Below are 15,088 nucleotides of genomic sequence, written 5' to 3'. Positions count from 1 at the left end.
ATAAGATCATAAATTATAGCAGGATATATTTCCCGATCACTTCTGCAATCGCATCATGGTTATTGTCATTTTCCGTAATATCATCTGCTGCTTCTTTTGCCGCATCAACAGCATTTTGTACTGCTATACCAATATGTGCTGCCTTGATCATGGAAATGTCATTCCGCTCATCTCCGACTGCGATCGTATTCTCAATCGGGATATTTAAAAAATTACATAAATATTCGATTGCCATTCCCTTGCTGACTCCAGCCGGACAATACTCTAAATACTTTGTGCTTGAGAAGAAACTATTTAGTTTTCCTTCTGCCCATGCTGCATTTTCCTGTTCAAAATCTTCTAATAACTTCTGATCCTCTAAACTGATTAAAAGCACCTTATGCGGTTCTTCCTCTAATCCGGCAACAACATCCGGCAGAAGTTTATATCGCATCTTGCTATGTTCCGTATAATAATCTAATTCTTTGGAATGCTTTTCTGTCAGCACTTCCATCTGATTATAGGTCTGGATATAAATTCCTGCCTGTCTTGCCTTTTCAAATAACTGATATACATAATGGATCGGAACTGTCTTATTATATAATACCCTGTCAGCCGAACAGTCATAGAGTACCGAACCATTAAAGGCGATCATATAGCATCCGGGCATCGTAAGTCCTAATTCTTTGACGACGATCCTGCCGCTTTCTACCGGCCGTCCTGTAGCAACGACAACGTAATTCCCCTGATCTAATGCTTTCCTGATCGCATGACGGTTGCCTTTTGACACTGTCTTGTCATCTGATAGTAAGGTTGCATCCAAATCTACAAAAAGTATTTTTCCTGCCTGCATAAGCCTGCCTCCTTTGCTGTTATACGGGTTCTGCCGGAATAAACACCCTTTCCTGATAAACACCCTGTTCTTTTGTCTTTTTGACTTTTGCTTCTTTGCAGAACTGATCCTGTGAATTCACTAAGACTTTTCCTCTTTTATCTATTTTCTCATATTCCCCATCTTTATTCAATATATGAGCTTTCACATTATCAGCTAATTCTACCTCTAAAATATGATACACGCTCTTTTGGATCTCCTCATCTTCTACCGGGAATAAAATTTCCACACGACGGTCTAAATTACGCGGCATCCAATCTGCACTTCCCATATAAAATTCCGGCTGTCCATTATTATAGAAATAAAAGATCCGGCTGTGCTCTAAAAAATTACCAACAATCGAACGTACCCTGATATTCTCACTGATCCCCGGAATACCTACTTTCAAACAACAGATACCACGGACGATCAGATCGATCTGTACGCCTGCTGCCGAAGCTTCATATAAAGCGGCAATGATCTCTTTATCACAGAGGGAATTCATTTTTGCAATGATCTTTCCTTCTCCTCCCTCTTTTGCATTCTTCGTTTCGCGGTTGATAAGCTTTAAGAATTTTTTACGAAGCCAGATCGGTGCAACGACTAAACGGTTCCATGACAATGGCTCGGAATATCCTGAAAGCATATTAAAAACAGCAGTTGCATCTTCCCCGATTGCTTCTGAGCAGGTAAAGATACCACAGTCTGTATATAATTTTGCTGTCGAATCGTTATAGTTTCCGGTTCCTAAATGTACATATCTGCGGATACCGTCTTCTTCACGTCTGACCACAAGTGCGATCTTGCTGTGTGTTTTTAAACCTACAAGTCCATAAATAACATGACAGCCTGCTTTCTCTAATTTTTTTGCCCAGACAATATTATTTTCTTCGTCAAAACGTGCCTTTAATTCGACTAATACTGATACCTGTTTTCCATTTTCCGCTGCCTGTGCTAACGATGCAATGATCGGTGAATTGCCGCTGACACGATAAAGTGTCTGCTTGATTGCAAGCACATCGGGATCTTTTGCTGCCTGTCTGATAAAATCTACGACCGGATCAAATGTCTGGTATGGGTGGTGCATTAAAATATCACCTTTTCTGATCTCGGCAAAAATATCTTCTCCCGGTTCGATCTGCGGAACTCTCTGTGGAACATATTTCTTATATCTAAGATCATCACAGCCTTCGAGTCCATATAACTTCATTAAAAAAGTCAGGTCTATCGGACCATTGATCTTAAAGATATCTGCATCTTTGACCTTTAATTCTTCTTTTAAGATCGCAAGCAGTTTTTCATCCATCTTATCTTCTACTTCCAGGCGGATCACTTCTCCCCACTGACGCATCTTTAACTGTTTCTGGATCTCTTTTAACAAATCGGCTGCCTCATCTTCATCAATGGAAAGATCTGCATTTCTCATAATACGGTATGGATATGCACATACGACTTTACAGTTTAAAAACAGTTTTGAGATATTCCGTTCGATCATCTGCTCTAAGAGTAAAAATGTCCTGCCTCCTTCTTTTTCTGATGGGATCTCTACTAATCTCGGCAGTACAGAAGGCACCTGTACGGTTGCAAATTCCACTTCTTTTTCTGATTCTTTCCGCTTGATCAATGCTGCGATATTCAATGTCTTATTACGGATCAACGGAAATGGTCTTGAAGCATCTACTGCCATCGGTGTGAGTACCGGATACACATTTTCCATAAAATATGCATCTACAAAAGCTGCCTGTGTATCGTTTAAATCTTCATAGGCATCTAAGATACGGATATCTTTTGCTTTTAATAACGGAAGTAAGGAACGGTTATAAGTCGAATACTGCGTGTCGACTAATTTTCTTGTTGCCGTATTGATTGCATTTAGCTGTTCTGTTGCCGTCATGCCTGCAATATCTTTTTTCTTATATCCGGCATGTACCATATCTTTTAAAGATGCCACCCTGACCATAAAAAATTCATCCAGATTAGAAGATGTGATGCTTACAAACTTCAGACGCTCCAATAATGGGATTGTTTTATCTCTCGCTTCATCTAATACCCTGCCGTCAAACTTGATCCAGCTTAACTCTCTGTTTTCATAATTTTCAGGATCCATAAAAATTTTTGATTTTTCCATCTGCCTCACCTCGTATTGTATGTTTGCCCGTAACGATAAAGATACCTGACAGGTATTTATATTCTCTTTTCTCTGATCACCGGTTGCATTCCGAATACTTTTTCAAAAAATTCTGCTTTCGTATCAAACAGTCCTTTTTCCAAAATAATATCATCTGCTGTTTCTATTGTAATAATTAACTGCTTGCCACGGATCGATGCCTTGACATTTTTAAACTTCTGTTTATGGCTGCGGTCCATGGCATTTGATACACGTAAGATCGCTGATAATTTTGCAACGGTCATATAACTTTTCTGATCTAAAACATCTGCTAATTCTTCATAATCATCTAACGGATATGTATTATAAAGTACCGTTCTTGCTATGATTTCTCTTTCTAAATGCGTCAATCCGATGATTTCTGATTCCATGATGATATTATAGGCACATTCCGGTCCTCTTGCTAAACTGACATATTTTCCGCAGTCATGCAGGATTGCTGCCACCTGTAACAGCAGGCGTTCCCGATTCTCCATGCCATGTACTTTTTTCATGGCATCAAAGATTAAAACTGCCATTTTTGTCAATGCATTGATATGTGGGGAAAAACTCTCATAACGCTTAGATAATTTTCTGGCTGCAGATAAAATATCTTCTTCAAAATCATGCACCGGCTTTAATATCTGTTTCTTCTCTGCATATTCATAAGCCATACCATCACTGACGTTTGCTCCCGGTGCCCAGATTTCTTCAGGATTTAATTCTTCTGTGATCCTTGTATACAATACAAGATATGGCAGCAGCAATGCATCATTCTCATTCGAAATATTCAGTTCTGATGCGATCTGTTCGAGATTCTTTTTGTAAAGTTTCCGCATGGTCTTTACAAATTTATCCGATGCGACGGTACGGTCTGCCCTCTTATCTGTCTTACTTATCATTTCCATAATATAATCACCCATGAAAATGATATATTTGATCTTATTATCTTTCATATATAAAGACTTGAATACTTCAAGGTCTTTATTGACCAGTTCTTCTAACTGTGTTTCATAATGTGCGACACTGTTGCCGATCGCAGCAATTTTTTCCCTAAGACGCATCGTTCCTAAGACCATATGCTGTGTCGTAATCACTTTTCCATTGGAAAACAAGGTGATCTGAAGGCTTCCACCACCTACATCTACAACGGCTGCTCCCTGCCTTGTCATTTCATCAAATTCCTGCCGGAACGCAACGGACTTATATCCGATAAAACGGTGTTCGGAATTGCTTAAGACCTGTATATGGATTCCGGTCCGTATATATAACTGGTCTAAGACAAACAGTTCATTTTTGGTATCACGGAAAACTCCACCGGCATAGGCTGTATAATCATCGACTCTGTAACCTTCCATGATCTTTTTGTATTCTGCTAATACATTGCCTAATTCTTCCATCAATTCGTATCCGATATAACCTTTCTGATACGAATCTTTGCCAAGTTCTACTCTTGCCCTTACATGATCAATTTCCCGGATAGGTTTCTTTGCTGACAGTTCAAATATCTTCAGACTGACTTCATAAGAGCCGATATAGATTGCTGCGAATGTTGTGATCTTCATAGTGCCCATCCTCTCCTGTCTATTTGAAATGATAACTATTCTTTTTCCTGCCCTAACAGATAATTGATAAACTGCTGTGCAGTTCTGCCTGATAATCCGCCATGACTAAGTTCCCATTTATTTGCTTCTAACAACAGTGCTTCTTCGTCCATATGTATCTGGTATTTATCTGCTAATACTCTTACGATCTGCTGGAACTGCTTTTTATCCGGTGCCCCGAAATAGATCTGGACACCAAATCTTGCAACTAAGGATAATTTTTCCTGTACGGTATCATTGTTGTGCAGATCATCTGCTAATTCTGCCTTATCTGAGAACTTCTCACGCACTAAATGTCTGCGGTTTGAAGTTGCATAGATCAATACATTTTCCGGTTTCTTCTCAAGTCCGCCCTCGATGACTGCTTTTAAATATTTGTATTCGATCTCAAATTCTTCAAAAGAAAGATCATCCATATAAATGATAAATTTATAATTTCTGTTTTTGATCTGTGCGATCACATCGTTTAAATCCTGAAACTGATGCTTATAGACTTCGATCATACGCAGTCCCTTGTCATAATACTGATTGACGATCGCTTTGATACTGGAAGATTTTCCGGTACCGGCATCTCCAAACAACAGACAGTTATTCGCCTGTTTCCCATTGACAAACGCCTCTGTATTATCGATCAGTTTTTTCTTTGCGATCTCATAACCGACAAGGTCATCTAATTTGACATGGGCAATATTTGTGATTGGTATGATCTTTGCCCCATCTTCTGCATGTTCGATCCGAAATGCCTTGTGCAGCCCTAATTTTCCTACACCAAAATCCTGATAGAATTTCGTAACTGCATCCTTAAATGCTTCTACTGTTTCTGCTTCATCTAAATGCACGCTCAATTCGCAGATACGGTTCCTGATCCGCTGGTTGAATACTTTACTGCTGCCATCTGTACTCTGATAATCAGTGAGAAGATCTGCTCCGGTAACGTCAAATGCCGTTTCTAACGTATGCAGATCAAAATCAAATAATTCCTTAAAGATCGTAAAGTCATGCATTGCGACCGCATTGATCGTACCAGCTACTTTCCCCCTGATCTCGCAGGATCTGCTGTATGCATTCTCGTTATTGATCAAGATAAATGCTAAAAAGTTATGCCACAGATTTCCCTCAAAACCATGACTTACGGAAATCTCGATCAGATCATGGAAACATTCATAATATAACGCCGCCTTATCTTCTTTGTTATAGTAATCATTGTCATAATTCTCGATCAGCCATGTAAAATCATAAAATAATTTTCCGTTCTCAAAATCTTTATATAATATCAGTTCTTTTGTACTACTCATTGCTAACTCCTTTGATGTCGTTGATTTAATAATTTCCGAGGATCTTTAAACCCTCTGTTTCATCTTCTAACCCATTCAATGCATTCTGCACTGCCCCGTCTGTCAGATTCCCTTCTATATCAATGAAAAAACGGTATTCCCATGTCTTGCCCTGGATCGGTCTGGATTCGATCTTGTTCATATTTAAGTTATTATAGATGAAATGGGACAATGTCTGATACAAAGATCCACTCTTATGCGGGATCTCAAAACAGATACTGATCTTGTCTGCATTTTTCCGAAAAACTTTTTTCTTTGTAACAATAATAAACTTTGTGGAATTAGAGGTATTGTTCTGGATACCTTCTGCTAATACCTTAAGATCATAGATATCTGCTGTGATCTTTGCTGCGATCGCTGCCTGATTCTTTTTTCCATCATCTCTGACTTTCTTTGCCGAACCTGCGGTATTCTTTAAGCTGTGCCGTTCAATGGCAGGATGCTCCCCTAAATATTTTGAGCACTGCATAAGAGCCTGCGGATGGGAATATACATCTGTGATATCTGATAATTCGGCATCTTTCAGCCCTAACAGGCAATGGTCGATCTTAATGATCTGTTCCCCGATGATACAATTATCATATTCTACAAGCAGATCGAAATTCTCCGACACAATACCGGCAGAAGAATTTTCAATCGGCAGTACTGCATAATCTGCTTCGTCTCCTGCGATCGCCTCCATGGCATCACGCCACGTTTCCACATGATAACTCTGTGTATCTGCTCCAAAAAACTCCTGCAATGCCTGCTGGCTGTAGGCACCTTCGACACCTTGGAATACAACTCTTGCATTTTTAAAATCAAAGGCTTCTACCGGTGTAAAATCAAAGATCTTTTTACCTGCTGCAAGCCTGTATTCTACTAATTCTTCTGTGAGCTGCATACGCTCTTTATACAGATTTAAAATCCGTTCATCTATATCTGCTATATCTGTACGGATCTCCTGTAATCCTCTCATGATCTCCTCCATATCTCAAACCGGCTGCTGCCGGAAAATTATTATATTTATAATATAACAATCCACTTTAGATAGCAAGATACCCTTGTAACTTTAGTGTATAAAAGTTATAATATTCATGTAAAATTTTGAAGGAGGAATCTGTTATGAAATATGCAAAACGTTTTCTTGTGTTTTTTCTGATTGCTGCAGCCATTTTAGGATTTGCAGGCTACCGCTATTATACCGGCAGAACTTACTTTAACACTTCATATGTCAATGGAAATACCGCCGGCAATCTGTATAACAACGGTCTGTTCTGCGAACATGATGGTACGATCTATTTTAGCAATCCTGATGATAACTACCATCTGTATTCGATGGACATTACCGGTGGAAATGTCAAAAAACTTCAGAATGATATTGTTTCTTATATTAATGCAGATGATCATTATGTCTATTATGTCCGTAACAACATCAGTAAAAGTGGTGATCTTTCTTTTCTGCATCTGAATGCAAACAGTCTTTGCCGCTATGACTTAAAAACCAAAAAGGTGCTTGTCTTAGATCCTGAACCTTCGATCTATGCTTCCCTGATTGGAAATTACATCTATTACATACATTATGATACCGCAACCGCTTCTTCCCTCTACCGCATCAAGATTGACGGAAGTGAAAAGGAACAGATCAATAAGAGCCCTCTCTTTACCTGTTCTGCAAATGGTCAGTATTTTTATTACAATGGTTTAGATTCCGACCATAATATTTATCAGATGGACACTTCTACAAACAGTTCAAATCTGATCTGTGAGGGAAATTACTGGATGCCATCTGCTGACAATGACAATATTTATTTTCTCGACTGTGACCAGAATTACACATTAGTCCGTTTAAACCGTTCGCAGGAAAAACCTGTGTCAGTTACGTCTGACCGCATCGAATGTTATAATATTTATGGAGAGACGATCTATTTCCAGCGGAATAATTTAGATGATGATGCCGCCCTGTGCAGTATCAAAACAGATGGCAGCGATTATCAGGTAATCCAACAGGGAAATTATACGAATCTGAATGTCACTGCAGGTTATGTATATTTTACTGCCGTAGATAACCAGCAGACCATGTTCCGGTTTCCTGTCAATGATCCTGCTGCCGTTTCGGTATTTCATCCATAATCTGCATTTTATCTGAACGCTTAAGGCTGTCCCAAGATGGATATGGGGCAGCCTTTTTATATATCTTTTCATTTCTTAAAAAATCTTTAAAATTTCTATTGACTTTTTCTCGATTTCCGATAAAATATTTTCTAGTTTGTTTATAATTAGTAAACTTTTAATCTACTATTAACAATACAAAGGAGGCAGTTCATGGATATCGGCAAAAGAATGAAGGAACTCCGTGTATTCTATGGACTTACGCAGCAGGAACTTGCCGACCGGGCGGAACTTACGAAAGGTTTCATCTCCCAGTTAGAGCGTAACCAGAATACACCTTCCGTCAGTACTCTTTTAGATATCATCCAGTGTCTTGGTACGACTCCTGCGGAATTTTTTGCAGAGCCGAAACCGGAACAGATTGTTTTTAAAAAAGAGGACTATTTTGAAAAGATCAATGATGAGCAGCATACACTGATCGAATGGATCATTCCCAATGCACAGAAAAACAGCATGGAACCGATCCGGCTCACCTTACAACCGGGTGGTATATCAGAAGAACTTCTCCCGCATGAAGGGGAAGAATTTGGCTATGTATTAAAAGGAACCATAAAACTGATCTTTGGCACCCAGAAATACACGCTGCATACGGGCGAATCCTTTGCCTTTCCTTCTACAAAAAGGCATCATTTGGAAAATCCCGGCAGACATGATGCTGTGGTACTCTGGATCACTACTCCCCCAAGTTTTTAGTTTTGTACATTTTAGGAGGCTTTTACCATGGGAAAAGAATTTATACATCTCTCACATATTTCAAAATCTTTTGACAACGACCTGATCTTAGACGATTTAGATCTTGTCATCAAAGAAAATGAATTTATGACACTGCTCGGTCCTTCCGGCTGTGGCAAGACAACGACGCTTCGTATCTTAGGCGGATTTGAAACACCAGATAAAGGACAGGTATTTTTTGACGGTGCTGACATTACGATGCTGCCACCAAACGAGCGTAAATTAAATACCGTATTCCAGAAATATGCACTCTTTACACATATGACGATTGCAGAAAACATTGCTTTCGGCTTAAAGATCAGCAAAAAGAGCAAAGCTTATATTGATGATAAGATCAAATACGCCTTAAAACTTGTGAATCTCGATGGATTCGAAAACCGTACCGTGGATTCTTTAAGCGGTGGCCAGCAGCAGCGTATTGCCATTGCGCGTGCAATCGTAAATGAACCGAAACTGCTTCTGTTAGATGAACCATTAGGTGCACTCGACTTAAAACTGCGTCAGGATATGCAATATGAACTGATCCGCTTAAAAGAAGAACTCGGCATTACTTTTGTCTATGTTACACATGATCAGGAAGAAGCCCTGACAATGTCTGATAAGATTGTTGTTATGAATCAGGGATATATCCAACAGATCGGCTCACCGGAAGATATCTACAACGAACCGATCAATGCTTTTGTGGCTGATTTTATCGGAGAAAGCAATATTATTGACGGTATTATGATCAAAGATGAATTAGTCGAGATCCTCGGTGTAAAGATCCCATGTGTAGATACCGGATTCCACCTGAATCAGCCTGTCGATGTTGTGATCCGCCCAGAGGATGTGGAATTAGTCGATCCATCTGCCGGATTTATGGAAGGTGATGTCGTTTCGATCATCTTTAAAGGTGTACATTATGAAATTGAAGTTCATGCAAACGGTTATGACTGGCTGGTACATACAACGAAAATGTTCCCGGTGGGCACACATGTCGGTATCCACGTCATTCCGTTTAATATCCAGATCATGAATAAGCCTGAATCTAATGATGAAAAGGCGGTGGAAATCAATGAATAGATTCAAACGTGAATTTTTGACCGGTCCTTATATCGTATGGATCATCGGATTTATCGTACTGCCGATCTTAATGATCGTCTATTATGGTGTGACTGATTCTTCAAACAGTTTTACACTTGCAAATATCATTGCCATAGCAGAACCGATCCATATGAAAGCACTTCTGCTTTCTTTAAAGCTTGCGCTGGTCTGTACTGTGATCTGCCTGCTGCTCTCCTATCCGCTGGCTATGATCTTAAACAGTATGAAATTTAAACACCAGAATTTTATCGTATTTATATTTGTACTTCCGATGTGGATGAACTTTATGCTGCGTATCTTAGCATGGCAGCTTCTGCTTTCAAACAACGGAATTCTCAATACGGTTTTAGAAACACTGCATCTTCCGCAGTTTCAGTTTTTAAATACGCCCTCTGCAGTTGTATTTGGTATGGTATATGATTTTCTTCCATTTATGATCCTGCCGCTTTACAACTCCATGAGCAAGATCTCTGCAGACGTGATTGATGCCGCAAGGGATCTTGGTGCAAACCAGCTGCAGGTATTTATCAAGATCATCATGCCGCTGACAATCTCTGGTGTGTTAAGCGGGATCATCATGGTATTTGTCCCGGCATTAACTTCCTTTGTCATTTCCAACCTCTTAGGAGGCGGCAAGGTACTGCTGATCGGTAATGTCATTGAACAGGAATTTATGCAGAATATGGATTGGCATATGGGCAGTGGATTATCGATCGTTCTGATGATCTTTGTCATCGCCAGCATGGCATTTATGAATTCACACAATAAAGATGGGGAGGGAACTGCAGTATGGTAAAGAAAACAATCAGCCGTATCTATATGGCACTGATCTTTCTGTTTTTATATCTCCCGATCATGGTGCTTGTGGTACTATCGTTTAACAATTCAAAATCCAGAGTCAAGTGGGGTGGATTTACTACACAATGGTATATCTCCATGTTTCAGAATAAAAGCATCATGGATGCATTTACCATGACCTTACAGATCACACTGACTGCTTCTGTTTTAGCAACGATCATCGGTACACTGGCAGCAATCGGTATTCAGGCAATGCGCCGGAAGGGAACGGCCATTTTACTCGGTGCCACAAATATCCCTCTGCTCAATGCAGATATTGTTACCGGTATTTCCATGATGTTATTATTTGTACGTTTTACAAAACTTGGATTTTCAACTGTCCTGATCGCACATCTGACATTTGATATTCCTTATGTGATCTTAAACGTACTGCCAAAGTTAAACCAGACGAGCAGATCCGCTTATGAAGCTGCCATGGACTTAGGTGCCACACCGCTGTATGCTTTTTATAAGATCGTATGGCCGGATATCCGTTCCGGTGTATTTTCCGGTTTCTTAATGGCAGTTACGATGTCATTAGATGATTTTTCGATCACTTATTTTACAAAAGGCGCAGGTGTCAATACCTTATCTACGATGCTTTATACAGAGCTTAGAAAAGGGATCAAGCCAGAAATGTATGCACTTTCCACGCTTTTATTTGCAATTGCACTGATACTGCTTTTTATTATGAATTTCCGTTCCTCAAGGAAAAATGATATAAACAATTAAAGGAGAACTATTATGAAAAAAAGACTATTTTGCCTGACAACCTTACTTTTCTCTGCTGTTTGCCTTTCTGCCTGTGGCAGTTCTTCAAACGGCGAAACACTTACCGTATTAAATTACGGAAAGTACTTTGATTCGGATGCCCTCAAAATGTTTGAGGAAGAAACCGGTATTACCGTAGAATACGAAGAATACGAGAGTCCGGAAGAAATGTATACCAAATACAAAGCCGGTTCTATCGACTATGATCTTCTTTGTACTTCTGATTACATGATTGAAAAACTCATTGATGAAGGTGAAGTTCAGAAAATGGATTATACAAAGATCCCGGAGTATAAGAACATTGACCAGAATATCATTGATTCTTCCGCTTCTTTCGATCCAGACCATACTTACACACTTCCATATTTCTATGGTACAGTAGGTATCTTATACAATACCGATGAAGTGGATGCTTCGGAAGTGGATACATGGAATGTGCTCTGGGATTCCAAATACGAAGGAAAGATCATTATGGAAAACAGTGTCCGTGACTGTTTCTTAGTTCCGTTAAAACAGCTTGGATATTCCTTAAATACCACAAATCCAGATGAATTAGATGAGGCGCTCGATATGCTCTTAGACCAGAAGCCTCTGATCTATGCCTATTTTGTAGATGAAACCGGTGATGAAATGGCTGCAGGAAATGCTTCTCTTGCTGTTGTATACTCCGGTGAGGCTGCCTATGCACAGTCCCTTTCGGATAAATTAGAATACAGCGTACCAAAAGAAGGTTCTAACCTCTGGATTGATTCCTGGTTTATCCCTAAGACCTGTAAAAATACAGAAAATGCAGAAAAATTCTTAAACTTCCTCTGTCGGGAAGATATTGCAAAAATGAACTTTGATTATGTATATTATGCAACACCAAACACCGCTGTATATGATAATCTCGACGAAGAGACGAAAAATGACACAACTATCTTCCCTGATAAGGAAACACTTGACAACTGCGAAGTTTATGTCAGTTTAGATGAAGAAGGCACAAATCTTTATAACCAGTTATGGAAAACATTAAAATCCGATTAAAATAATACTTGCTTTTTATGAAAAGAAATGATACATTAAATCCACACAGTTAATCTTCTGTGTGGATTTTCTTTTATCTTTTATTCTAATGATCCATTAGGAATCCTGCAGATTCATGCACATAATTCCACTTTTTATATGATAAAGGAGTTATACATGAACTACGCAACATTTAAACAATCTATAGTAGATTCCCTGAAAAAACATTTTGGCAAAGACGTTACTGTTTCTTTGCATACTGTCATAAAAAACAATGATCTGTCTTTAGACGGATTGACGATTGAAGAACCGTCGGTCAATATTTCACCTACAGTCTATCTGAATTATTACTATGAAGATTACCGCATGGGCAAAGACTTTTCAAAGATCGTTGATGAGATCATTTCCTCTTACTACGATCATCTTCCGAATGAAAATATGGATTTTTCTTTTTTCACAGATTACCAGCAAGTCAAATATAAGATCATCTATAAACTGATCAATTATGAAAAGAACCAGAAGCTGCTTGCCGATGTCCCACACTTTAAGTTTCTTGATCTTGCTGTTGTCTTCTGCTGTTTTCTGTCCGATACCCCACATGGAAATGCAACGATCTTAATACATAACCATCATATAGATATCTGGCATACTACTGCTGATGTCCTATATGAACTTGCAACCAAAAACACTCCCATACTGCTTCCTTATGAAAACGTCAGTATGGAGAGTGTCTTAGCATCAATGGGAAATGCCATGCAGATCACAGTACCGGATTTTCCGGTCGGCCTTCCAATGATGTATGTCTTATCGAATAAAGCAAAACTGTATGGAGCAGCTGCAATCCTCTATCCTGATGTATTAGCTGCCTTTGCAAAATCCCAGAACAGTGATCTGTATATTATCCCAAGCAGTATCCATGAAGTACTCTTATTCCATAAGAATGAGCACACTTCATCATTAGACTTAAATCAGATGATCAATGAAGTCAATGCATCACATGTACTGCCTGAGGAAATTCTCTCAGACCATGTGTACTGCTTTGAACGTGCTTCTGGTTTTATTACTTATTAAGATTCACAGATACCTTCGTAGAGCTTTGCATATTCCTGCACAGACTTGTTCCACGAAAAATCAGCCTGCATGGCACGTACCATGAGTGCCTGCCATTCGGGTTTGTGCATATAATAAAGTTCCATTGCGCTATCAATGATGCCTTTCATCTCATGGGCATTATAATTGGCAAAGGAAAAACCTACACCTTCCTGTGTATATTTATTGTAAGGCTCTACAGTATCTTTTAAACCGCCGGTTTCCCGTACGATCGGGATCGTTCCGTATCTTAAGCTCATCAGCTGGCTTAAACCGCATGGTTCAAATAGTGACGGCATTAAAAATGCATCGGCACCTGCATAGACAAGATGTGCGATATCTTCTGAATATCCGATCTTCACAGACATCTTATCTGAATACTTATTTGCAAAATACCGGAACATATCTTCATACTTCGTTTCACCGGTTCCAAGTACCACGATCTGTACCTGTGCCACAGATAAAAATTCATCTAAAATATATGCAACCAGGTCAAATCCTTTCTGGAAAGACATTCTCGATACCATTCCTAATAAAAAGGTATCTGTCTTTTGCGGCAGCCCATAGACTTCCTGCAGTCTTGCTTTATCTTTGGCTTTTTCACTGACTACATTTGCTGTATCAAAATGATACGGTATGTAGTGGTCTTTCTGCGGATCAAATTCTTCATAATCTAAACCATTTAAAATACCGGATACTTTATCGCTGTAACGACGCAAAACTCCATCAAGCCCTTCTCCGCCCTCTGGTGTCATGATCTCTTTTGCATAATTTTTGCTGACAGTTGTGACTGCATCTGCGCAGACGATCCCGCCTTTTAAGTAATTAGATTTATGATAGGATTCTAAGCAGTCTGATGTAAACAGTCTCTCCGGCAATCCTGTAATATCCATCACTTCAGGAATCACCCATCTGCCCTGAAAACGGATATTATGAATAGAAAATACTGTCCGTATCTTTGTATAAGCCGGATTCGTATTGTATACATGTTTTAAGTAAACAGGGATCAGTCCGGTCTGCCAATCGTGACAATGGATCACATCCGGCATAAAATCTATTTTTTCTACTGCATCTAATACTGCTTTGGAAAAGAATGCAAATTTTTCAACATCCTGATAAATTTCCCCATAAGGATGCTCACCTGCAAAATAAAATTCATTATCTACAAAATAATATTGGATACCTTCTTCTTTTGCTGTCAAAATACCTGCATACTGTTTTCTCCAGCCAAGATCCACATAAAAATGTGTCACAAACTGAAGTGTATTTTTAAATCTCTCCTCCATACATGCATATTTCGGCAGGATCACTCTCACATCATATTGACCACGGTCAAAATATCTCGGCAGGGACCCTACGACATCTGCAAGCCCGCCTGTTTTTATAAAAGGAACTGCCTCTGATGCTGCAAAAAGTATTTTTTTCATAAAAATAGACCTCCCATATTCTTATATAGCAGATCTATTATACTCCATTTTCTCTTTAA

General features: G+C 39.1%; 13 protein-coding genes. 7 read left to right on the top strand and 6 right to left on the bottom strand.

From position 1 onward, the window contains the following. Nucleotides 1-13: 13 nt before the first annotated feature. From H8S17_RS05145 to pheA, 5 genes are read right to left on the bottom strand one after another with little or no spacing between them, the layout of a single operon-like run. Nucleotides 14-832 carry a Cof-type HAD-IIB family hydrolase gene (locus H8S17_RS05145; RefSeq protein WP_186866511.1) on the bottom strand — a complete coding sequence of 273 codons (819 nt, stop codon included), beginning with the start codon at nt 830-832 and terminating at the stop codon, nt 14-16. 19 nt (nt 833-851) lie between these two features. Continuing rightward, nucleotides 852-2,978 carry an RNA degradosome polyphosphate kinase gene (locus H8S17_RS05140; RefSeq protein WP_186866510.1) on the bottom strand — a complete coding sequence of 709 codons (2,127 nt, stop codon included), beginning with the start codon at nt 2,976-2,978 and terminating at the stop codon, nt 852-854. Nucleotides 2,979-3,034: 56 nt separating this feature from the next. Then, entirely contained in the window at nt 3,035-4,561 is a 1,527-nt protein-coding gene (locus H8S17_RS05135; RefSeq protein ID WP_186866509.1) for a Ppx/GppA phosphatase family protein, read from the bottom strand. Between the two features lie 35 nt (nt 4,562-4,596). Next, entirely contained in the window at nt 4,597-5,895 is a 1,299-nt protein-coding gene (locus H8S17_RS05130; protein ID WP_186866508.1) for an ATP-binding protein, read from the bottom strand. A 25-nt stretch (nt 5,896-5,920) separates the two neighbouring features. Then, nucleotides 5,921-6,892, bottom strand: a complete 972-nt coding sequence (pheA, locus tag H8S17_RS05125) for a prephenate dehydratase (RefSeq protein ID WP_178050781.1) — start codon at nt 6,890-6,892, stop codon at nt 5,921-5,923. Nucleotides 6,893-7,038: 146 nt separating this feature from the next. Between pheA and H8S17_RS05120 the strand changes: the two genes are divergently transcribed. From H8S17_RS05120 to H8S17_RS05095, 7 genes are all read left to right on the top strand, one after another. Then, nucleotides 7,039-8,046 carry a DUF5050 domain-containing protein gene (locus H8S17_RS05120; RefSeq protein WP_186866507.1) on the top strand — a complete coding sequence of 336 codons (1,008 nt, stop codon included), beginning with the start codon at nt 7,039-7,041 and terminating at the stop codon, nt 8,044-8,046. 192 nt (nt 8,047-8,238) lie between these two features. After that, nucleotides 8,239-8,778: a cupin domain-containing protein gene (locus tag H8S17_RS05115; RefSeq protein ID WP_186866506.1), complete on the top strand. Its 540-nt coding sequence runs from the start codon at nt 8,239-8,241 to the stop codon at nt 8,776-8,778. A gap of 27 nt (nt 8,779-8,805) precedes the next feature. Next, on the top strand, nt 8,806-9,879 hold the full coding sequence (locus H8S17_RS05110) for an ABC transporter ATP-binding protein (protein ID WP_186866505.1): 1,074 nt from the start codon (nt 8,806-8,808) through the stop codon (nt 9,877-9,879). Beyond that, nucleotides 9,872-10,696 (top strand): ABC transporter permease, encoded by an 825-nt coding sequence (locus tag H8S17_RS05105; RefSeq protein WP_186866504.1) that lies wholly within the window; start codon nt 9,872-9,874, stop codon nt 10,694-10,696. The genes H8S17_RS05110 and H8S17_RS05105 overlap by 8 nt, the downstream gene beginning before the upstream one ends. Continuing rightward, complete coding sequence (locus H8S17_RS16465) at nt 10,690-11,469, top strand: ABC transporter permease (RefSeq protein WP_178050786.1); 780 nt, start codon at nt 10,690-10,692, stop codon at nt 11,467-11,469. The genes H8S17_RS05105 and H8S17_RS16465 overlap by 7 nt, the downstream gene beginning before the upstream one ends. A 12-nt stretch (nt 11,470-11,481) precedes the next feature. Further along, nucleotides 11,482-12,534, top strand: a complete 1,053-nt coding sequence (locus H8S17_RS16460) for an ABC transporter substrate-binding protein (protein ID WP_243237979.1) — start codon at nt 11,482-11,484, stop codon at nt 12,532-12,534. A gap of 156 nt (nt 12,535-12,690) precedes the next feature. After that, nucleotides 12,691-13,584, top strand: coding sequence for a DUF5688 family protein (locus H8S17_RS05095; protein WP_186866503.1), 894 nt, complete (start codon nt 12,691-12,693; stop codon nt 13,582-13,584). Here the strand turns inward: H8S17_RS05095 and glgA are convergent. Further along, nucleotides 13,581-15,029: a glycogen synthase GlgA gene (glgA, locus tag H8S17_RS05090; RefSeq protein WP_186866502.1), complete on the bottom strand. Its 1,449-nt coding sequence runs from the start codon at nt 15,027-15,029 to the stop codon at nt 13,581-13,583. The genes H8S17_RS05095 and glgA overlap by 4 nt on opposite strands. Nucleotides 15,030-15,088 lie beyond the last annotated feature (59 nt).

The organism is Roseburia zhanii, assembly GCF_014287635.1.
Taxonomy (GTDB): Bacteria; Bacillota; Clostridia; order Lachnospirales; family Lachnospiraceae; genus Roseburia_B; species Roseburia_B zhanii.
The sequence above is the reverse complement of the archived record's forward strand: the minus strand, read 5'-3'. Positions and strand labels throughout refer to the sequence as shown.

Bases quoted from the DNA above. Each gene is read 5' to 3' on its own strand.
- H8S17_RS05145 (WP_186866511.1), bottom strand. From the start codon at position 832: ATGCAGGCAGGAAAAATACTTTTTGTAGATTTGGATGCAACCTTACTA.
- H8S17_RS05140 (WP_186866510.1), bottom strand. From the start codon at position 2,978: ATGGAAAAATCAAAAATTTTTATGGATCCTGAAAATTATGAAAACAGA.
- H8S17_RS05135 (WP_186866509.1), bottom strand. From the start codon at position 4,561: ATGAAGATCACAACATTCGCAGCAATCTATATCGGCTCTTATGAAGTC.
- H8S17_RS05130 (WP_186866508.1), bottom strand. From the start codon at position 5,895: ATGAGTAGTACAAAAGAACTGATATTATATAAAGATTTTGAGAACGGA.
- pheA (WP_178050781.1), bottom strand. From the start codon at position 6,892: ATGAGAGGATTACAGGAGATCCGTACAGATATAGCAGATATAGATGAA.
- H8S17_RS05120 (WP_186866507.1), top strand. From the start codon at position 7,039: ATGAAATATGCAAAACGTTTTCTTGTGTTTTTTCTGATTGCTGCAGCC.
- H8S17_RS05115 (WP_186866506.1), top strand. From the start codon at position 8,239: ATGGATATCGGCAAAAGAATGAAGGAACTCCGTGTATTCTATGGACTT.
- H8S17_RS05110 (WP_186866505.1), top strand. From the start codon at position 8,806: ATGGGAAAAGAATTTATACATCTCTCACATATTTCAAAATCTTTTGAC.
- H8S17_RS05105 (WP_186866504.1), top strand. From the start codon at position 9,872: ATGAATAGATTCAAACGTGAATTTTTGACCGGTCCTTATATCGTATGG.
- H8S17_RS16465 (WP_178050786.1), top strand. From the start codon at position 10,690: ATGGTAAAGAAAACAATCAGCCGTATCTATATGGCACTGATCTTTCTG.
- H8S17_RS16460 (WP_243237979.1), top strand. From the start codon at position 11,482: ATGAAAAAAAGACTATTTTGCCTGACAACCTTACTTTTCTCTGCTGTT.
- H8S17_RS05095 (WP_186866503.1), top strand. From the start codon at position 12,691: ATGAACTACGCAACATTTAAACAATCTATAGTAGATTCCCTGAAAAAA.
- glgA (WP_186866502.1), bottom strand. From the start codon at position 15,029: ATGAAAAAAATACTTTTTGCAGCATCAGAGGCAGTTCCTTTTATAAAA.